This window comes from Streptococcus mitis, from assembly GCF_946190115.1.
In the GTDB taxonomy this organism is placed as follows: domain Bacteria; phylum Bacillota; class Bacilli; order Lactobacillales; family Streptococcaceae; genus Streptococcus; species Streptococcus mitis_CO.
The window spans coordinates 84,400-103,046 of sequence record NZ_CAMHZG010000005.1; the positions used below are offsets into that span (position 1 = coordinate 84,400).

Consider the following 18,647-nt stretch of genomic DNA (forward strand, 5'->3'; position numbering starts at 1 on the left):
TTCTACTCCTATCTATGTGTACGTGGATCACTAGCATCCGCTAAGTTTTGACCAACTACGAAAAGGGACAAGGATACCAAGACAAGAGTTGTCAATGGAATCCAGAACAAGTAAGCATTAGTTGTTACGTTTTGTGAATAATCTGAAATCAAACGACCCAAACTTGGCACGGTAATCGGTAGTCCAAGACCGAAGAATGACAAGAAGGCTTCGTATGAGATAAAGCTTGGAAGCATTTGAGTCATGGTTGTCACAATAACAGATACCAATTGTGGCATAATATTTTTGGCAACAATCTTCAAGGTTGGTGTTCCCAAAGTGCGTGATGCCAAGTTGTATTCCAAATCACGGTAACGCAAGATTTGCACACGAATCATGAAGGCAATCCCAATCCATGTCGTCACACTCATGGCAAAAATCAGATTCCAGAATCCAGCTCCGATTGAGTAAGTCAAGACAATGACAATCAAAAGAGATGGAATGTTTGAGATGACGTTATAAACTTCCATCATCACGCGGTCAACTGATTTTGAAATTCCCCAAATACCACCGACAAAAACACCGATAACCAAGTTAATTACTGTCGCAATCACAGAAATGAGGATAGAGTTACGAGCTCCGAACCAGACACCGTCAAAGAGGGATTTACCGTTACTGTCTGTTCCGAACCAATGCTCAGCATTTGGCTTGATATAACGAGCACTAAAGTCGTTTACCTTGCTGACATCATTGAAATCAAACTTAGAAAACATTGGGTAGATGAAACTCATTAAAATGATAGCTACCAAGATTCCCAACATGACTACAGTTGATTTCTTCTTCATAAATTGTCTAAACACTGAACCCCAGTATGAATAAGCTGGCGCATCAATGGCTTCAGAGGCAAAATCGTCACGTTTTACAAACTGAAATTTTTCTTTATCGATTGTAGACATTATTTGCCTCCTTTCTCAGTCAATTTAATACGTGGGTCAATAATCGTCATCCAAATATCTCCCAAAAGAAGTGAGAAGATAGAAATACATGTAAAGATGAAGACAAGACCTACGACCATAGAGTTATTAGATGCTTTTACAGAGTCAATCAACATTTTACCCATACCTGGGAAGGCGAAGACTGTTTCAGTAAGGGTTGCACCACCGATAACCCCGATAACAGCACCAGGAATTCCTGAAACCAGCGGAACCATGGCATTTTTAAAGATGTGTTTGTTTGAAATTTCTTTTTCAGACAAACCTTTTGCACGAGCAAAACGAACAAAGTCCTGTGATTGCAAGTCAATCATGTAACGACGAATCCAAATAGCTGTACCAGGAGCCCCCAACAAACCAAGGATCACTGCTGGTAAAACGTAAGAACGCCAATCTCCAGCTCCCAAAATAGGGAATGAATCTGGAAGACCAATTGATGATCCAATCAAACGAACAATGTAAACCAAGGCAATGGTTGGAAGGGCCATCAAGAAGGTCAAAAAACCTGTTGAGAAGCTATCAATCCAAGTGTTCTTGAAGCGAGCCATAGCTGAACCAAGCGGCACGGCAATCGCATAAGAAATCACCAAACCAATCAATCCAACGACAGCAGAGCTGGCAATCATAGAAGGATATTGGTAGTTACTTTCAGTAGCTGTATAAGGATCATCTTTTCCGTAGTTGGCTACTTCACGAGAATCAGCCTGACTAGGTGATTTGTAGGTTCTTGAGTAAATATTTACAGAAGAAGTTTTCTTACCTGTTGGGAACTGAACTTGAGATGTTTTTGTTTGCCCTTGTCCTTGAGTAATAACCTGTAAAACAGGGCTATTAGCATAGGTTGGATAAGAGTCACCTAAATTAATGTTCACAAAGTTTTGATGCACAAATGGGAACTGACTGTTAAAGTACAAGAGATATTTGTGTTTAGTACCTGAACCAACCAAGGACCATCCGATAGCTGGATCATTTTCAAAACGAAGGTAACGTTTCAAGTCTGGATTTTCAGGGTCTTGGATTTTATTAGTATGGTCAATGTCAATCAAGTTAGCATAGAAGTGAAAAACACGTTCAAAAATTGGGATTTCACGAGTAGCGTAGAATTGGCCACTTTCAGTAAATTCTCCCAAGGTCCAACCATGACCGATTTGTTTGATGTATTTTTCATAGATAGCCTTGTTGGTGTCATTAGCTTCAACGGTTACAGAAGCATCCATCTGGCTAGCTTTTTCTTGCAACTCTTTGGTATCGTAGTACTCGATATAGCCCATACGCTCATAAACAGTATTCTCATAGTTATCACGTTTATCAGCCGTTGTCGCAATCTTGTTATAGTTGGTATCCTGTTTGAAAATCAATTTTCGAGGAACCATTGTATAGATAATCGTGTAAGTCAAAGTTGTTACTAAGAAGATAGAAACCAATGACCGCAAAACACGCATAAAAATATATTTTTTCATATCATTTCCTTTAAAAATCCCAAAAGAACCTTCTCCTCATGGAGAGAAAGTTCTATTGAAAATTATTTACTTCACATGACTTGCCAATTCTTTTTGAGCTTTCTCGTTTGACTCAGTCTTTTCTTTCAACCATTTTTCACGAGCTTTTTCATACTCTTCTTTGGTGATTGCTTTTTCACCAACTTCAGTGTACTTCAAGTATCCTGAATTTTCACCTTTAAGGCCGTCTACTGAATATGAAGAGCTAAATGGTAGAACTTTTGAAACATATGAAACGGCTGTTTCTTTAGGAGAAGCCATTACTGGAATTGTCAAAGCATTATCAGTCAACCAAGCTTGTGCTACTGCGTATTTTTCATAACGTTTTTGAACATCTTGGTTTTCGCTGTTTGCGTCATCAAGTAATTTTCCATAGTCAGCTAAACCAAGTTTGCTTACTACTGATGCATCTGTGTTTTGGTCAATACCAAGGTAAAGGCGAGTACTTCCTCCCTTAAGGACGAATTGATCCAAGAAAGTAGAAGGATCTTGATAGTCAGGGTTCCATCCTAGCAAGGTATGGATATCCCAGTCTTGCTCTTTAGCTGTTGGAGCGCTAAATGAAATTGGTAAAGCTTCTGCTTGAGTCATTTGTTGTAAGTCTACAACAACATTATCTGAACCCAATACTTTTTCAATTGATTGTTTCAATGATTGAACACGGTTTACAACCGCTGTTGATTCTTGGATAACCAAGGCATCCAAGTGGATTGGGAATTCAACACCTTCAGCTTGTAGGCTTGATTTTGCTTTAGCAAAGACTTCTTTAGCCTTTTCTTCATTGTAAAGGCCATTTTGAGAATCTGCTAGAGACACGTTTGACCAAGTAGAAGAATTTGTTTTAGCCAAGCTATCTTGTACCAATTCACCAAATGTTTTCTTACCAACTTGAAGATTATAAGGTGCAAACGTATTACGGATGGCTACTGCAGCTCCATCAGTACCATTTGTTTGAGCTGAGTAAGAATTGCGATCGACAGCAAAGTTCAAGGCTTGACGGAATTCCTTGTTTAGCAATGCTTTCTGAGTAGATGTCTTTTGGGCATCACTTGTTTTGGCAGTGTGGTTATAGGTTGTACGGCCATAGTTCAAGCTGACAGTTGCAACACCAGCTCCTGGTTCATTAAAGTAAATGTTATCTTTGAAATCAGCCGCATATTTTTCATATGTAGAACTTGTAGGGAAGATACGAGCCTTGCTATATTGACCATCAGAAAAACCTTTGGCAATTACATCTTGATCCTTACCATCCCAGAAAGTGAACTTAACGTTCTCAATTTTTACATTTTCTTTGTCCCAGTAAGCGTCATTTTTAGCCATCTCGATAGATGATTTAGGAGTTACAGCCTTCAAGATAAATGGACCGTTATAAAGAATAGAGTTAGCATCGGTTGGGGCACCAAAACCTTCCCCTTTTGAAGTTAAGAATTCTTCATTAACTGGCATCAAAACACCACTAGTTGTCTTGTCATTCCAGAAAGTTTCTGGCTGGTTCAAGGTATATTCTAGTGTTTGATCATCAAGCGCTTTTACTCCAACGGTTGAAAAATCGCTTGTTTCACCCTTGATATAGGCTTCTAATCCCTTAATAGAAGAGCTAACGATTGAAAGTCCTTTTGATTTTCCATCTACGGCGTGTTTCAAACCAGTAACAAAGTCTTTAGCAGTGACAGGAGCGTACTCTTCCCCCTCTGCAGTTACCCATTTAGCATCCTTACGGATTTTATAGGTATAAGTCAAACCATCTTTTGAAACTGTCCATGATTCAGCAATAGAAGGAACTAGATTACCATATTTATCATTAGCTAACAAACCATCTACAGCATTTGTTGTGATGAAAGATGTTGAATCGATATTACTGACGATATAATCCAAAGTTTCTGGATCTGTTTGATAAACATATTGGTAATCTTTTGCTAGTTTAGCATTATTTGAACTAGTGTTTGAACACGCAGCTAGAACTCCTGACGCTAATAAGGTAGCTCCCGCTACAGCAAGCACTCGACTTTTTTTCATTTATTTACTCCTCTTATAAAGTATAGGTTATTATTGATTATACCATATATTTTAAGATATTTCAATAAAAGTAAACGAATTTTCAGAATATTTAGGCTTATTAACACAAAAAATCTGAAAAAGCTATTGACTGAAAATCATTTTCAAGGTATAATAATAAACGTTAAGGCGGTATAGCCAAGTGGTAAGGCACGGCTCTGCAAAAGCTTGATCGTCGGTTCAAATCCGTCTACCGCCTTTCAATACCGAATTTATCGGAATTTATCAAGACAGAAAGCCCAATTTAAAGGGCTTTTTTCTTTTTCCTCGAATAAATACGTATAACTTTAAAAAACTTTTGGGGCAAGTTTGGGGCTGAGTTTTTCGAGGATACTATTCCCTTTTAAAACAACTGAAAAAAGCTTTGTCACTCATGATGACAAAAGCCTCTAATTTACTCTGTTTCTTCTTCTATTTCGACTTCTGTGATTTGGACTTTTACCTTGGTAACACGTCCATTTTTCACTTTATCATTGGTTAGGATAAGCTGTTTGTTTTGGCTGACTAATTCATAACTGAGTTTCTCAGTCGTTGGAATGGTCCCAACTCCTGTCAAATAATAACCAGCGATGGTATCAACGTCATCACTTGCCAGTTCGACATCAAAGTAGTCATTAAAATCATTGAGATTCATGGTACCTTGAACGATATAAGTATCTTCTCCGATTTGATGAACTTCGATTTCAGCCTTATCTGTTTCGTCATCGATTTCCCCAACGATTTCCTCTAAGAGGTCTTCAAGTGTCACCAAACCAGCCATCCCACCGTATTCATCCAGCAAGATTGCCATTTGTCTTTGGGTATTGCGCAATTCTTTTAACAAGTCATCCACAAAAATAGTTTCAGGAACAAAAAGTGGATCTTGTAAGATTTTCTTCCAAACAATATTGTCAAAACCGTCCACAAAGCCCGCCTTAAGGAGACTCTTGGTGTGAATAATCCCAATCACGTTATCCTTGTCTCCATCATAGACAGGGATACGAGAATAATTTTGTTTTAAAATACTTTGGATGATGGTTTGACTATCATCCTGAATATCGACCATAAAGGCATCCGTTCGAGGAACCATGACTTCTCTGGCCATTAATTCGTCCAGTGAAAAGATTCCTTGTAACATTTCAATTTCGTCAGCATCTAGTGTTTCTTCACTATTGGTCAGCATGTACTCAATTTCATCACGGGTCATTTTTTCATCAGCATCGTCAAAGGTCATAGGAGTCAAGCGACTCAAGAGATTGGTAGATGCAGACAAGAGCCAAACAAAGGGACTAACTAGTTTACCAAGCCCAATAATAACTGGCGCTGTACGAATCGCCAAGGCATCCTTTAGATTAAGAGCGATTCTTTTAGGATACAATTCCCCAAAAACGATGGAAATATAGGTCAAAAATGCCAAGGATAGAAAAGTTGCCACGGCTTGTGCTGTTTCGCCATTCCCAAGCCAAGAGGAAATCACACGTCCTAGAGTATCGGCTAAACTCGCCCCTGATAAGATTGTAATCAGGGTGATTCCTACCTGAATGGTTGATAAAAAGTGGTTAGGATTTTCTAGTACCTTCAGCAGGCGGATGTAGCGTCTGTCTCCTTCTTCCGCCTTTTGTTCAACCCGCGCACGGTTAAGTGAAACCATGGCCATTTCTGTGGCTGAGAAAAAGGCATTTAACACCGTCAAGATAAACAATAAAACAAATTGTAGCAACAAATTCTGACTACTTGGGTCTTCCATAGTTCTTCTCCTAAAATAGTATCTTACCCTCTATTATATCACAAAATATAGTCCAGTACATATTATTTTTTCTCATACTCTTCGAAAATCTCTTCAAACCACGTCAGCTTTATCTGCAACCTCAAAGCTATGCTTTGAGCAACCTGCGACTAGCTTCCTAGTTTGCATTTTGATTTTCATTGAGTATTAGTGTCTATTGTAGCCCTGCTTAAACTAGTAAGAAAGAACTCCTACATCCACTAGTGACATAGGAGTTTATCTTATCTTTTACTGAGTTACAGTTACTTCTCCAGTTCGGTAATCCAGTTGAAGCCCTTTTTGAACATTGGGAACTAGAACATTGAATTCCAATTCTCCGTCTGAAGACTTGGCTTCAATCTGTGAAGCTGAAGGAACTAAATCCTCGTTTGAAGCATAATAAAGAGTTACACGGTAACGGACACGCTTGTTTTTATCCAAGGCCTTACGTACCATGCTTTCATAGTAGTTTTGACCAGTCGAATCCTCGGCTTGAGCCTGATTTGCCCAGGCTGTTTGAACAGCAATGTTTTTAGGATTGCTTGTCGAGGCATCAAAACCATCCAAACCACCGATTAAGGCATAGCCTAACAAGTGACCTCTATCGACCGCATGGGTATAAGTACCCTTTAGATTCTTAACCTGATGCCAGCCTGGAGGAGTCCAAGAAGTCGAACCATTCCCAGTTTCTTCACGATTCTTGTACTGACGAGTAGCCTTAGACAAGAGGGCATTAGCTACAGTTGGCACTGTTTCCTTGCCCACTGTCTTTGTTTTATTATCAGCGTAGGGCTTACTTGAAACCTTGGCATCTAGATTCGTTTTATTGCCATTGACGATAAAAGCACCTGAGCCATTCCACTCCAGACTCCCTTTTATTTGGCTTTTGACTGCGTCTGTTAAGACACTTTCTGCCAATGCTTGACTAGGAGCTTCAGACGCTTGTTTTTTCTGACTAAGCTTGGTTTTGGGACTATTAGCTGTCGACTGCATCTGCTTGATATAATAGCTCCCTGCAGACAAAAGCAATAACACTAGCAGTCCGATCAGTGTCTGTCTTGTTTTTTTGTTCATATTTCTCCTTATCTTTAAAAAAGGCTGGTTTTCCAGCCTAATTTCCTGTAAATTTATGAATCAATTCCTGCCATTTTGCTGGAGACAGGATAGCCCATGGATCTTGACCCTTGCCCAAGATTCCATAGCCGACCATTAAACCGATTCCTAGGGCTAGAACGCCTAAAATCAGTACCAGAATGACTAAAAGTAAACGCTTGATTACATAGCTTGATTTCTTATTCATCTTCATCACTTGCCTCAATCCGCTGAATCTTAGCACCTAGTTGCGCTAACTTCTCATGAAAACGGTAGTAACCTCTATCCAAGTGAACCAATTTACCAACTACAGTTTCTCCTTGTGCTACCAAACCTGTCAAAATCAAGGCTGCACTGGCACGAAGGTCAGTTGAAAGAACTTCTGCTCCCTGCAAAGCCTGTCCACCAACAATACGAGCTGTATCACGGATAATCTCAGAATGCAAGCCCATGCGGCGCATTTCTTCTAGATGTTGGAAACGATTTTCGAAAACTGTCTCTATCATAGTTGATTCCCCTTTTGCGACGGTCATCAAGGCTGTAAATTGAGCCTGCATATCTGTTGGAAATCCTGGGTGGGGCAAAGTTTTCACATGAACAGCTTTTAGATTTTCTAGTTGAGAGCGAACTCGAATTCCTTCCGTCTCCTCTGTCACTTCCACTCCCATTTCAAGCAATTTAGCAATTAAGGGACGGTTGTGCTCCCAAACAGCGTCTTTAATCAAGACATCACCACCAGTCATAGCAGCAGCCACCATAAAGGTTCCTGCTTCGATACGGTCTTGGACTACATTGTGAGTCGTACCATGAAGTTTCTCAACACCGGTAATAGTAATGGTCTCTGTACCAGCACCTTTGACCTTGGCTCCCATTTCATTTAGGAGAATGGCTAAGTCAACAATCTCAGGCTCACGCGCAGCATTCTCAATCACTGTCACACCATCAGCTAGAGTTGCTGCCATCATCAAGTTCTGCGTAGCACCAACACTTGGGAAATCCATATAGATATGAGCTCCATGTAAGCGATCAGCCTTGGCTTCGATATAACCAGCTGTCTGACTAATCTTAGCCCCCATAGCTTCTAGACCTTTCAAATGAAGATCAATAGGACGGCTACCAATCGTACAACCACCTGGCATGGATACCTTAGCATGACCTACACGGGCAAGAATTGGTCCCAAGACAACGATAGATGCACGCATCTTGCTGACATACTTGTAAGGAGCTTCCTCAGTGATATCGCCAGTCGCGTCCACCTCAACAAGATGAGCTTCTTCATTAAAATCAACCTTGGCATTCAAACCCCGAACCACCTGATTCATAGTGAAAACATCTGACAAGATAGGAACGTTCTGCAAAACAGTCTTTCCTTCACTTGCTAGAATAGTCGCTGCCAACAAGGGTAAGACTGCATTCTTTGCTCCTTCGATCGTAACACTTCCTACCAGACGATTATCGCCACCTTGAACCACAATTTTTTCCATACTTACTTCCTTTACATTTGATTTTATAATAATCCTCTAAGCGCTTCTTGCCACAACTGATATAGGCTGATAAAGAAAGAACTCATGATATAGCCCATGACAATGCTGAAAAGGGCTACTAGCAAACGAACTTTTCCTGTGTTCTCAGCTGTTACTTTTAAGACTTTTTCCCATCTAACAAGATTCTTTAAAAGGTAAAAACTCACATAAATAAAGAGCATGTGACTGCTTAGAGTGAATAATAATTGAACCATTTGACTATTATACCATCTTCTCTGTTTGTGCGCTAGTTTGGAAACTTAACTTAAAACTAGGGATTGTTTTTCAAGTAATCAATTGCATCTTGTAGGGTTTTAACTGGCACGATTTTCATATCTGTCTTGATTGTTTTAGCAGCTTCTAGGGCTGTTTGGTAGTTGTTTTTAGCATCAGGGTGTGCTTTTTGTTCTTCTTCGCTAACAGGGTTATCCGGGGCAAAGAAAATAGCAGCACCTTCTCTAGTCGAAGCAACAACTTTCTTATCAATACCTCCAATGTCCCCCACATTCCCATCGCGGTCAATGGTTCCTGTACCGGCAACGATACGGCCATTACGAAGGCCAGGATCAGCTATTTGGGTATAGATGGCCAGACTAAACATGAGACCTGCACTTGGACCGCCAATACCAGCTGTTGAAAAGCGAATTGGGACATCACTGGTTACTTCTGTACGGTCAATCAAGCCGATTCCAATTCCATTTTTGCCATTTTCCAAGGTGATAATCTTACCTTCTGCAGACTTGGTTTGCCCATCCTCTTCATAAGTTACCTTGACGGAGTCCCCTAGTTTTTGAGAATTGACATAATCAATCAAATCTTTGGAACTATCAAAGGTCTGATCATTGACTGCTGTGACCGTATCAGAGATGTTAAGAATCCCTTTAAAGGTCGAATTATCCGTCACAGTCAAAACATAAACCCCAAGGTATTTTAGTTCAATATCCTTACCAGCTGTTTTTAACCCTTGATATTTGGCCATATTTTGCGATGTTTGCATGTAGAATTGATTGATCCGCATAAATTCAACATCGGAAGATCCACCTGTAGTCTCCTGAGCACTACGAATATCTGTAAAAGGCGTCAACCAAGCATAAATCATATGGGCTAAAGTAGCGTGCTGGATACCAACCGTAACGAATTGATAGGCCCCAGCTTCCTTATCTTCTTTGTCATTGACTTTAAGGACTTGGCGAATATCTTCCGAACCACCTGGAACTTCTATATAGTAGGGCAAGGGCACTACAAATGCCAAGAAAGTCACAATTAAGGCCGCAATGACATATAAGGGCCATCTAATCTTTTTTTTCATTTCTTATTTCCTCCAAAATACTCTCGGGAACATAGCAAGCAATATCCTGACCAAACTTCAAAAGCTCTCTAACACCGGATGAACTGAGATAGAGATGTTCAGGTCGACTATGTAAATAAATGGTCTCTATATTAGGAGACAGCTGATGGTTGTAGTAATCAAAACTGGCTTCATATTGCAAATCCGCTGCATTCCTCAACCCCCGCACTAGACAAGTAGCCCCCAGTCTTTTTGCGACATCAACCACCAATTCATCATGAGAAGACACGACTTCAACATTTTCCAAATGTTTCAAAGCCGTTTCTAACCCCCGTTTACGATTTTCGATAGGGAGAAATCCTTGTTTGTGGGGATTAAAAAAAATACCGACATAGAGCTTATCAAAGAGTTTGCTAGCCCGTTCAATGATATCCAAATGCCCATTTGTCATCGGATCAAATGAGCCTGTGAATAAGCCAATTTTATCTGACATAGACTGTCACCTTACTAATTCCATAAATCTTTTCCTTCCAGATGCCCAGGCAGGCAATTTCTTCTGGAAGTTCAACGGCCTTATCCGTCTCACACACGATCATGACATCTTCAGAAAAAAGCTCCCTCTCAGCCATTTTTTCAATATCTGCTACGATTTGTTCCTTGGCATAAGGAGGGTCTAAGAAAATGAGGTCGAATTCCCCAGATACCTGTTCCAATGCCCTTTCTGCATCCATCTTAAGGAGTTGAAATTTTCCAACTTCCTTGGTCATCTGGATATTTTCAGCCACGATAGCCTGAGCCTTACGGTCTCGTTCCACCAAAACAGCGCTGGACATACCACGCGATACTGCCTCGATAGATAAACCACCACTACCTGCATAAAGGTCCAAGACTCGTCCCCCTTCAAAGTAGGGACCAATCATGTTAAAAATAGCTCCCCTAACCTTATCCGAAGTAGGTCTTGTCGTCTTTCCTTCTAGTGTCTTGAGGGGACGTCCCCCATAGATTCCTGATACGATTTTCATACCGTTTATTATACCAAATTATGGGCAAAAAGAGAAAGAAAACCGAACCTTGCGGTTCGATTCTCTACAAAATATTTTCGTAAGTATCGCGGACTTCTTGAGGCCAAACACTTGTTTGCACTTCTCCGATGTGTTTCTTGCGAAGTAGGAACATAGCCATACGAGATTGTCCAATTCCTCCACCGATTGTCAATGGGAATAGGCCATTCAACAAAGCCTTGTGCCATTCCAATTCCAAGCGGTCTTCATCACCGGTGATTTCTACCTGACGGCGAAGGGTTTCTTCATCTACACGAATCCCCATAGAAGACAACTCAAAGGCTCCACCTAAAGACTCATTCCAAACAAGAATATCGCCATTTAGACCCTTGTAGCCATTTTCAGACTCGCTTGTCCAGTCATCGTAGTCTGGTGCACGCCCATCGTGCGGTTTACCGTCTGGTAATTCACCACCGATACCGATCAAGAAGACGGCTCCAAATTCTTTACAGATAGCATTTTCACGTTCTTTCGGTGTCAAGTCTGGGTAGCGTTCGACCAACTCTTCTGTATGGATAAAAGTGATTTGTTTTGGCAAAACAGACTCGATATCATAACGGGCTTCAACAGCTAGCTCCGTAAGGCGAATAGCCTTGTAAATCTTCTCAACTGTTTCTTTTAGATAAGCGAGGTTACGTTTACCATTTGGAATGACTTTTTCCCAGTCCCACTGGTCAACATAAACGGAGTGGGTTGCATCCAGCGAATCTTCGTCTGGACGAAGGGCCTTCATGTGGACAAAAAGACCTTCTCCCTCACCGAAACCAAAACGAGCCAAAGTATGGCGTTTCCATTTAGCAAGTGAATGCACCACTTCATAGGTTTCATCAGGAATCTGCAAAACCTTGACAGATACTGGATTTTCCACACCAGATAAGTTGTCCTGCATCCCGTCACCGACCTTGCTCAAGATAGGACCTTGAACTTCGACAACTCCTAGCTTATCTTTCAAATACTGGGTAAAAGTGTTTTTAACAAAGGAAATTTCTTCTTGTTGATGGATAAAACTTTTCTTCATAGGCTACTCCTCAAAAATTTAATTAAAAGCATTATACACCTATTTCCCAAAAAAGAAAAGAGAAAATTTAAAAAAATCAGTGTCACTCAAAACACTGATTTCATAGACCTTTTAGTCATTACGACCAAAGATACGTAGAATACTTAGGAAGAGATTGATAAAATCAAGATAGATACTGAGAGCCATTGACACAACCCAACCTGTCGCTACACGGCCTTGTGATTGTTCATAAGCGAGACGAATTCTTTGGTTGTCCCAAGCAATCAGCCCAGAGAAGACCAAAACCATGGCTACGCTAATCATATAATCAAAGAAACCACTAGCCAAGAAAATATTGACTACCATAGCAATCAGCAAACCGATGAGGGCTGCCATCATAGCACGACCAATCCCACTCAAATCTTTCTTAGTGAACATACCAACTGCCGCCATGACAAAGAAGAGAAGGGCGCTCGACACAAAGGCAGATAAAACTGTACCCGGAGTATAGAAGGCCACCACAAAACTAAGGGTAAAGCCGTTTAATACTGAGTAAAGTAAAAATACTGGAAGAGCCGCTGGACTATTCTTTAAGGCCATGTTACTAGCAACGAAGACTAGTGCTAGCTCCGCAAAGGTTGCAATGGTCAACCAGAGACGTCCCTGCATCAAAAAGTAAACCAACTGAGATTGAAAGACCGTCAACATAAGACCTGATACTAAAGCGGATAATCCGATCCCCAGACCAACAAAGGCATAAACCTTAGCGTAAAATTGATTGAGACCTGCGCGGTCGTGAATAATAGTGTGATTCATCTTTTCTCCTTTTCTATGAACATCTTTCCTTGATTATAACAAAGAAAGTTAAAATTAGCTTAAATGGAAAATCAAAATACCGGCTGCAACGGCAACATTCAGACTCTCGGCCTGACCCTTCATGCTAATATGGACCAACTGGTCTGCACTTTTAGCCATGAGGGGACTAATTCCTTGACCTTCATTTCCCATAACCAAGACAAACTGATCTAAATGTGGCAAGTCACGATAATCTTTAGAATCCTTGGAAAGAGTGGTTGCTAGCACTGAAATACCTGCTTCTTTAGCTTCATCGAGAAGCGCTTGGCTCGACATCCGATAAATAGGCAGATGGAAATGACTGCCTTGCATAGAACGGAGGGTCTTGAGACTGTAGATGTCTGCCGACTTATCTGAAACAATCACTCCTGTAAAGCCTGCTGCATCTGCAGTTCGAATGATAGTTCCCACATTACCAGGATCTTGTACATCTTCCAAAAACAAGAACTTGCCCTGACTAAAATCAACTTGTCCTACTTCTTCTTTTTGAACCACCGCAACAATTCCCTGTGGAGTCTGAGAATCCGCCAAATCTAGCAAAATATCCTCTGAAACCCAGACAGTTTGCGGAAAGGCAGCTAACTGATCTCGATAACTTTCTAGGGCAAAGATTTTCTCAATCGTCACTCCAGCTTGGACAGCTTCTTCAAACAAGTGCCAGCCTTCAATCAAATAAGCAGACTTGCGGTATTTTTTTTGGTGTAATTTCTTGGCATTTTTTACCACAGAATTGGCTTTTGAGGTTATAATAGTCATAGAAATATTATAACACAATCAAAGGGGTTTGGTATGCAAAAGGTTAGAATGATTGCCCAAGGTAGGGTGCAAGGAGTCGGCTTTCGTTGGGGTGTTTACAGCCTGGCACTTGAAATTGGTGGCATCACAGGTCGGGTATGGAATAACGACGATGGCACAGTGGAAATCTTAGCCCAAGCAGACTCATCTGCTACCATGGCAAAATTTATCCAAGAAATCCGAAAAGGACCCACACCTTTTTCAAAAGTCAGTTACTTAGATGTCAAACTGAGCAACTTTCCTCCCTACCCTGACTTTAAAATCGCAAATTAGGTCTCTAGAACTATTGTATATTTTGTAAAAAAACAGTAGAATAGAAAGGTATAATTTTTTAAGAAGGAATAAAAACAGTGAAATCTATTAAACGTTTTGCACTCTCGGCTATGGGAGTGGCTATGTTGCTTGTCTTGACTGGCTGTGTTAGCGTCGATAAAGCAACAGGAGAGCCAACAGGATTTATTTGGAATACTTTCGGAGCGCCTATGGCTGAAGCTATCAAGTACTTCGCTACCGATCAAGGTCTAGGCTTTGGTATGGCTATCATTATCGTAACCATTATCGTGCGCTTGATTATCTTGCCACTTGGTATCTACCAATCATGGAAGGCAACGCTTCACTCTGAAAAGATGAACGCCCTCAAGCACGTCCTTGAGCCACACCAAACACGTCTCAAGGAAGCAACAACTCAAGAAGAAAAACTCGAAGCCCAACAAGCTCTCTTTGCCGCTCAAAAAGAACACGGCATCAGCATGTTTGGTGGTGTAGGATGTTTCCCTATCCTCCTTCAAATGCCTTTCTTCTCTGCAATTTACTTTGCTGCCCAACATACTGAAGGGGTTGCTCAAGCAAGCTACCTAGGCATTCCTCTAGGTTCTCCAAGTATGATTTTGGTTGCCTGCGCAGGTGTCCTTTACTATCTTCAATCACTCCTCTCACTTCACGGAGTAGAAGACGAAACGCAAAGAGAACAAATCAAGAAAATGGCTTACGTGAGCCCAATCACGATTGTTGTCTTCTCCCTCATTTCACCAGCCAGTGTCACACTTTACTGGGTTGTCGGTGGTTTCATGATGATTCTCCAACAGTTTATCGTCAACTATATCGTTCGTCCAAAACTTCGCAAAAAAGTCCGTGAAGAATTGGCTAAGAATCCACCAAAAGCAAGTGCTTTCTCTAAACCAAGTGGACGAAAAGACGTTACTCCTGAACAACCAACTGCTATCACAAGCAAGAAAAAACACAAAAATCGCAACGCTGGAAAACAACGTTCGAGATAAAGCTACGTAAATTATCCAATAATTAAAAAACGAATGAATGATAAATAGTTTTCGTCAACTAGATATCATCATTCGTTTTTATTATCTACCGTTACATCTTATACTAGTCGAAAACGTTAAATAGTTTAAAAGCTCACATATAAAAACGATTCAATCATAAATTAACAAGTAACTCACTATGATTTAATACAATTCACAGTTATTAAAACTTCTGCTCCCTCGTCTCTATTTCTAAGCTCAACTCGGCCTTTGTGTAGTTTTGCAACTCTACATACAAAACTAAGTCCAATACCATAATGTTGCTCTTTAACCGATCTAGCTTTATCCATACGATAAAAGAGCTTCCCAAAATGAGTTAAAACTTCCTCTGGAAATTCAGAGCCATTATTCCATATGCCTATTTTCAATTCTTTCGCCTCTTGCTCTACCCTAATTTTAATTTTAGGATTCTGTTTATCTGCATACTCCAAAGCATTTGTTAAAATATTTTGTATTGCACGAATCAGAAGAGATGGATTTATATAATAGTTTTCAGTTCCTTTCACATTTTGTTCAAAAGAAAACTTCATCTGATTTTTTATCAAAAAAGAGACTTCTTTCTCTAATTCATTGATAAAATCTGAAGAGGAATACTCCGTCCAACCTGTCTCATCATCATAATAGGTTTTAGAATAGTGAATCAATTGATTGAAATAATCTAGTAACTGTTGACTAGCTCTTTCTATATCTGCTAAGCATTCTTGAGATTGGTCGTTTTCAGTTATCGTCTGCAAAAATTCCACATTTCCCCTAATAATGGTTAAGGGAGTTTTTAAATCATGAGAAGCTGCTGAAACCTGAAACATCAAATCTTCTTTCTGCTGTTTCTCATCAACTATTAATTGTCGAATTCTATCTTGCATCACAATAATCCGATTTCCTGTCTCACGAAATTCTTTAACCGTTAAACTTTCTGTACATTCCCTCTCCAACCACATACTATTTTCATAAATCAAAGTCATTTCATAACTCAGTTTTTTCAACAATTTTCCAATGTGATAACTTATTAGAATAATCAATAAAACACAAATATATATCCATGATGACACATTAAAAAAGATTGATAGAACACCACTATTGTTTAAAGGTTTCCCATCTTCATTTATTTGTATAGATACTGAAGCTAAGGGAATAAGATAGGCCATTAGTAAGCCAAGACTAAACTGCCAAATAATTCTCCAACAGGTTTCTCGAATTAATTGTCTAAAACTTTTGATTCTACCCATTGATATCCTCCACCGTACAAGGTTTTAATTGGATTTAATTGATAAGGTTTCAGCTTTTGACGAATTTGATAAATGTACTCTGAAACCGAACGTAAAAGAGCTTCTGAACTTTGTGGATATAGATAATTATAAATTTCCTCAATAGAATATATTTTACTTGGGGTGCTTGCCAAAAGATTCACTATGTCAAATTCCCTCCTTGTCAGAGCAATCTTATCATCGTTTACAAATAGTTCCTTACTATCCGTATATAGTATAAGCTTCCCAATCTTTATTTGATGAACATTTCCTTTATTCCGTTCTTCACGACGCAAGTGCATTTTAACACGTGCTAAAAGTTCTTGCATACTAAAGGGCTTCATAATATAATCATCAGCACCTGCATTAATTCCAGCTACTAAATCTTCATCCATATCCTTAGCAGTTATAAAACAGATAGGAACAGTTATCTGTTCGCGAATCATCTGACAGATCTCTAAACCACTAACAGGCATCATAATATCTAATAGAATCAAGTCAAAGCCTGTAAAATCACAAAGATCAATCTCTTCTATCTTATTTCGTATGACTACTTCATATTTTTCATATTCTAGTACTTTTTTTATTAGGCGAAGAATAGCAAGATCATCATCTACAACCAAAATTTTATAAGCCATAACTCACCCTCCTGAATATATTATAGCACTAACTGAGAAAAAGACAGGATATCCCCTGTCTTTAGCGTACATTTTTTCCTATAAGTATCAATGTAGCAAATAGAAAAACAATTAATAACCAAACTATTTGTATCCCTAAGCCTTGCCACACTGGATAATAAAGCGACAAGGGATGGGTATAAAAACAATTCATACTAGCTAGTAATGGTAAATTTCTAAAAAAAGAACTGAATTGTAGTAACATTTGTCCCAACCCCAATAAAAGGGATAAACTGATTCCCAAAATTAAGATAAAAGACTGGGAAATAAATACAAAAATACCACTTAAAAGAGAGAAGGTTAGAATAGAAATACAAGCTGGAAATAGAATTGTTAGAACATGTTTAATATTACTCAAAAGATTGATATTGTAGTATCCTTGCGCGATTAGTATGCATAATGATATTACAGCAACCAATAGGACAATTTCCATACATAATAGAATAGCTAGTTTAGATATTATAAATTTCAAACGGTTTGGACAGGTAAGAAAACTGGTACGAAGGCTAGAACCTGTAAATTCTTGACCTATAAATAGAACCGCTAGACTAACGAAACCTGCCTGTCCTAAATAGAGACTTTGCAGTAGCTGTTCCAAAACAAACTGTAGGGTCAACTGGTCTGGCTTACTATTTAAAAAAACAACCATCGCCGGAACACACAGTAATAGAGCACCTATAATCAACCAGTGCCAAGGATTCATCATAAACTTGAGATACTCACTTTTAAGTTGTTCTTTCAACTTATTCACCTCCTCCGATATCTGACTTGAGTAAGCGGTAAATTGCTAAAGCCAAGAATGAGAAGTTCCAACAAAGTAAAAGTAAAATATTTTGTAAACTATTATGTTCTAAAATTTGAGGAGATATAGCAATCAATCCTTGACCCAATGCAACTGGAAGAAATTTTGCAACCGATATATAGTTTGCTAAAAATGTTCCTAAATTGTAGACTTGAGGAAGCAAAAATAATAGAGGAACAATGGCTGTTTTAAATGTCAAAGCCATAATATAGGCCAGCAGTCCCAACAAGGTCCAAGCTATACTGGCTAAAAATATATAGAACCAAACTGTCCCATTTAGTGAAAAAAGTAATAAGCCATCTTGTCCTAAAACATAATGTATCATGTTAATCGTAAGGAATATCGATAGAAAGGAAATGAAAAATGAAAACACAAGCCAAACTAATGTTTTTGAAACTAAGAAAGAACTTCGATTTGTAATAGAGAGGAGGCTTGTACGAATAGCAGAGTATCTATACTCCTCGGCTCCGTAAATTGAGCCTAGGATAATCATAATAAAAACACCAAATAAAGTGACATCAAAACCTAAAAATTCAATAGGAGGTATAGCTTCTGCTAATTCTGGATTTGTCTCTGGTGTAGCATGGATACCAACTGAAACAATTTGAGAAGCACCAATATTTGCTAAAAACGTTTGAAATATCAGTATCAAGAATAGTACAACATGAGTAGCTCTCTTATAAAGTAATTTCAATATTTCAGAATGAAGAGAGTAAATAAGTGCCATG

The 18,647-nt window shown here is 39.3% G+C and carries 20 protein-coding genes and 1 tRNA gene; 3 read left to right on the top strand and 18 right to left on the bottom strand.

Annotated elements, in window-relative coordinates:
* Positions 1-8 precede the first annotated feature (8 nt).
* The 3 genes from oppC to N8L90_RS03985 all read right to left on the bottom strand — a co-directional run bounded on the left by oppC (position 9) and on the right by N8L90_RS03985 (position 4,486).
* Entirely contained in the window at positions 9-935 is a 927-nt protein-coding gene (oppC, locus tag N8L90_RS03975; protein ID WP_000103691.1) for an oligopeptide ABC transporter permease OppC, read from the bottom strand.
* A complete protein-coding gene (locus tag N8L90_RS03980; RefSeq protein WP_000759915.1) occupies positions 935-2,431 on the bottom strand; it encodes an ABC transporter permease in 1,497 nt (498 codons plus the stop codon). The genes oppC and N8L90_RS03980 overlap by 1 nt, the downstream gene beginning before the upstream one ends.
* A gap of 66 nt (positions 2,432-2,497) precedes the next feature.
* Positions 2,498-4,486, bottom strand: a complete 1,989-nt coding sequence (locus N8L90_RS03985) for a peptide ABC transporter substrate-binding protein (RefSeq protein ID WP_261024259.1) — start codon at positions 4,484-4,486, stop codon at positions 2,498-2,500.
* 167 nt (positions 4,487-4,653) lie between these two features.
* On the opposite strand from N8L90_RS03985, the gene N8L90_RS03990 reads away from it, so the two are divergent.
* Positions 4,654-4,724, top strand: a tRNA-Cys gene (locus N8L90_RS03990).
* Positions 4,725-4,919: 195 nt separating this feature from the next.
* Here N8L90_RS03990 and N8L90_RS03995 read toward each other — a convergent pair.
* From N8L90_RS03995 to N8L90_RS04045, 11 genes are all read right to left on the bottom strand, one after another.
* Positions 4,920-6,251 (bottom strand): hemolysin family protein, encoded by a 1,332-nt coding sequence (locus N8L90_RS03995; protein ID WP_261024260.1) that lies wholly within the window; start codon positions 6,249-6,251, stop codon positions 4,920-4,922.
* A 267-nt stretch (positions 6,252-6,518) separates the two neighbouring features.
* Positions 6,519-7,343: a DNA-entry nuclease EndA gene (endA, locus tag N8L90_RS04000; RefSeq protein ID WP_261024261.1), complete on the bottom strand. Its 825-nt coding sequence runs from the start codon at positions 7,341-7,343 to the stop codon at positions 6,519-6,521.
* Between the two features lie 37 nt (positions 7,344-7,380).
* A complete protein-coding gene (locus tag N8L90_RS04005) occupies positions 7,381-7,569 on the bottom strand; it encodes a DNA-directed RNA polymerase subunit beta (RefSeq protein ID WP_025170734.1) in 189 nt (62 codons plus the stop codon).
* Positions 7,562-8,845 (bottom strand): UDP-N-acetylglucosamine 1-carboxyvinyltransferase, encoded by a 1,284-nt coding sequence (gene murA / locus N8L90_RS04010; protein ID WP_084927001.1) that lies wholly within the window; start codon positions 8,843-8,845, stop codon positions 7,562-7,564. The genes N8L90_RS04005 and murA overlap by 8 nt, the downstream gene beginning before the upstream one ends.
* A 23-nt stretch (positions 8,846-8,868) precedes the next feature.
* On the bottom strand, positions 8,869-9,099 hold the full coding sequence (locus N8L90_RS04015; protein WP_023943444.1) for a DUF1146 family protein: 231 nt from the start codon (positions 9,097-9,099) through the stop codon (positions 8,869-8,871).
* A 56-nt stretch (positions 9,100-9,155) separates the two neighbouring features.
* Entirely contained in the window at positions 9,156-10,193 is a 1,038-nt protein-coding gene (locus tag N8L90_RS04020; RefSeq protein WP_261024263.1) for a SepM family pheromone-processing serine protease, read from the bottom strand.
* A complete protein-coding gene (coaD, locus tag N8L90_RS04025) occupies positions 10,177-10,665 on the bottom strand; it encodes a pantetheine-phosphate adenylyltransferase (protein WP_261024264.1) in 489 nt (162 codons plus the stop codon). The genes N8L90_RS04020 and coaD overlap by 17 nt, the downstream gene beginning before the upstream one ends.
* Positions 10,655-11,194 (bottom strand): 16S rRNA (guanine(966)-N(2))-methyltransferase RsmD, encoded by a 540-nt coding sequence (rsmD, locus tag N8L90_RS04030; protein WP_000706953.1) that lies wholly within the window; start codon positions 11,192-11,194, stop codon positions 10,655-10,657. Before rsmD ends, coaD begins: the two co-directional genes overlap by 11 nt.
* Before the next feature lie 64 nt (positions 11,195-11,258).
* Positions 11,259-12,251 carry an aspartate--ammonia ligase gene (asnA, locus tag N8L90_RS04035; RefSeq protein ID WP_261024266.1) on the bottom strand — a complete coding sequence of 331 codons (993 nt, stop codon included), beginning with the start codon at positions 12,249-12,251 and terminating at the stop codon, positions 11,259-11,261.
* 111 nt (positions 12,252-12,362) lie between these two features.
* Positions 12,363-13,046 (bottom strand): Bax inhibitor-1/YccA family protein, encoded by a 684-nt coding sequence (locus tag N8L90_RS04040; protein ID WP_261024267.1) that lies wholly within the window; start codon positions 13,044-13,046, stop codon positions 12,363-12,365.
* Between the two features lie 54 nt (positions 13,047-13,100).
* A complete protein-coding gene (locus tag N8L90_RS04045) occupies positions 13,101-13,841 on the bottom strand; it encodes a TrmH family RNA methyltransferase (RefSeq protein WP_261024268.1) in 741 nt (246 codons plus the stop codon).
* A 33-nt stretch (positions 13,842-13,874) separates the two neighbouring features.
* Between N8L90_RS04045 and N8L90_RS04050 the strand changes: the two genes are divergently transcribed.
* Together N8L90_RS04050 and yidC are read left to right on the top strand one after the other, a co-directional pair.
* A complete protein-coding gene (locus tag N8L90_RS04050; protein ID WP_001174616.1) occupies positions 13,875-14,153 on the top strand; it encodes an acylphosphatase in 279 nt (92 codons plus the stop codon).
* A 77-nt stretch (positions 14,154-14,230) separates the two neighbouring features.
* Positions 14,231-15,157: a membrane protein insertase YidC gene (gene yidC, locus N8L90_RS04055; protein ID WP_261024274.1), complete on the top strand. Its 927-nt coding sequence runs from the start codon at positions 14,231-14,233 to the stop codon at positions 15,155-15,157.
* A 176-nt stretch (positions 15,158-15,333) separates the two neighbouring features.
* On the opposite strand, the gene N8L90_RS04060 is transcribed toward yidC, so the two are convergent.
* The 4 genes from N8L90_RS04060 to N8L90_RS04075 all read right to left on the bottom strand — a co-directional run bounded on the left by N8L90_RS04060 (position 15,334) and on the right by N8L90_RS04075 (position 18,646).
* Positions 15,334-16,422 carry a sensor histidine kinase gene (locus N8L90_RS04060; RefSeq protein ID WP_261024276.1) on the bottom strand — a complete coding sequence of 363 codons (1,089 nt, stop codon included), beginning with the start codon at positions 16,420-16,422 and terminating at the stop codon, positions 15,334-15,336.
* On the bottom strand, positions 16,392-17,078 hold the full coding sequence (locus tag N8L90_RS04065) for a response regulator transcription factor (protein WP_060806081.1): 687 nt from the start codon (positions 17,076-17,078) through the stop codon (positions 16,392-16,394). Before N8L90_RS04065 ends, N8L90_RS04060 begins: the two co-directional genes overlap by 31 nt.
* 61 nt (positions 17,079-17,139) lie before the next feature.
* Complete coding sequence (locus tag N8L90_RS04070) at positions 17,140-17,859, bottom strand: ABC transporter permease (protein ID WP_261024278.1); 720 nt, start codon at positions 17,857-17,859, stop codon at positions 17,140-17,142.
* 1 nt (position 17,860) lies between these two features.
* Complete coding sequence (locus N8L90_RS04075; protein WP_261024280.1) at positions 17,861-18,646, bottom strand: ABC transporter permease; 786 nt, start codon at positions 18,644-18,646, stop codon at positions 17,861-17,863.
* Position 18,647 lies beyond the last annotated feature (1 nt).

Bases quoted from the DNA above. Each gene is read 5' to 3' on its own strand.
- N8L90_RS03985 (WP_261024259.1), bottom strand. From the start codon at position 4,486: ATGAAAAAAAGTCGAGTGCTTGCTGTAGCGGGAGCTACCTTATTAGCG.
- N8L90_RS04040 (WP_261024267.1), bottom strand. From the start codon at position 13,046: ATGAATCACACTATTATTCACGACCGCGCAGGTCTCAATCAATTTTAC.
- N8L90_RS03980 (WP_000759915.1), bottom strand. From the start codon at position 2,431: ATGAAAAAATATATTTTTATGCGTGTTTTGCGGTCATTGGTTTCTATC.
- N8L90_RS04050 (WP_001174616.1), top strand. From the start codon at position 13,875: ATGCAAAAGGTTAGAATGATTGCCCAAGGTAGGGTGCAAGGAGTCGGC.
- N8L90_RS04005 (WP_025170734.1), bottom strand. From the start codon at position 7,569: ATGAATAAGAAATCAAGCTATGTAATCAAGCGTTTACTTTTAGTCATT.
- coaD (WP_261024264.1), bottom strand. From the start codon at position 10,665: ATGTCAGATAAAATTGGCTTATTCACAGGCTCATTTGATCCGATGACA.
- N8L90_RS04045 (WP_261024268.1), bottom strand. From the start codon at position 13,841: ATGACTATTATAACCTCAAAAGCCAATTCTGTGGTAAAAAATGCCAAG.
- N8L90_RS04015 (WP_023943444.1), bottom strand. From the start codon at position 9,099: ATGGTTCAATTATTATTCACTCTAAGCAGTCACATGCTCTTTATTTAT.
- murA (WP_084927001.1), bottom strand. From the start codon at position 8,845: ATGGAAAAAATTGTGGTTCAAGGTGGCGATAATCGTCTGGTAGGAAGT.
- N8L90_RS04075 (WP_261024280.1), bottom strand. From the start codon at position 18,646: ATGGCACTTATTTACTCTCTTCATTCTGAAATATTGAAATTACTTTAT.
- asnA (WP_261024266.1), bottom strand. From the start codon at position 12,251: ATGAAGAAAAGTTTTATCCATCAACAAGAAGAAATTTCCTTTGTTAAA.
- N8L90_RS03995 (WP_261024260.1), bottom strand. From the start codon at position 6,251: ATGGAAGACCCAAGTAGTCAGAATTTGTTGCTACAATTTGTTTTATTG.
- endA (WP_261024261.1), bottom strand. From the start codon at position 7,343: ATGAACAAAAAAACAAGACAGACACTGATCGGACTGCTAGTGTTATTG.
- N8L90_RS04060 (WP_261024276.1), bottom strand. From the start codon at position 16,422: ATGGGTAGAATCAAAAGTTTTAGACAATTAATTCGAGAAACCTGTTGG.
- N8L90_RS04020 (WP_261024263.1), bottom strand. From the start codon at position 10,193: ATGAAAAAAAAGATTAGATGGCCCTTATATGTCATTGCGGCCTTAATT.
- rsmD (WP_000706953.1), bottom strand. From the start codon at position 11,194: ATGAAAATCGTATCAGGAATCTATGGGGGACGTCCCCTCAAGACACTA.
- oppC (WP_000103691.1), bottom strand. From the start codon at position 935: ATGTCTACAATCGATAAAGAAAAATTTCAGTTTGTAAAACGTGACGAT.
- N8L90_RS04065 (WP_060806081.1), bottom strand. From the start codon at position 17,078: ATGGCTTATAAAATTTTGGTTGTAGATGATGATCTTGCTATTCTTCGC.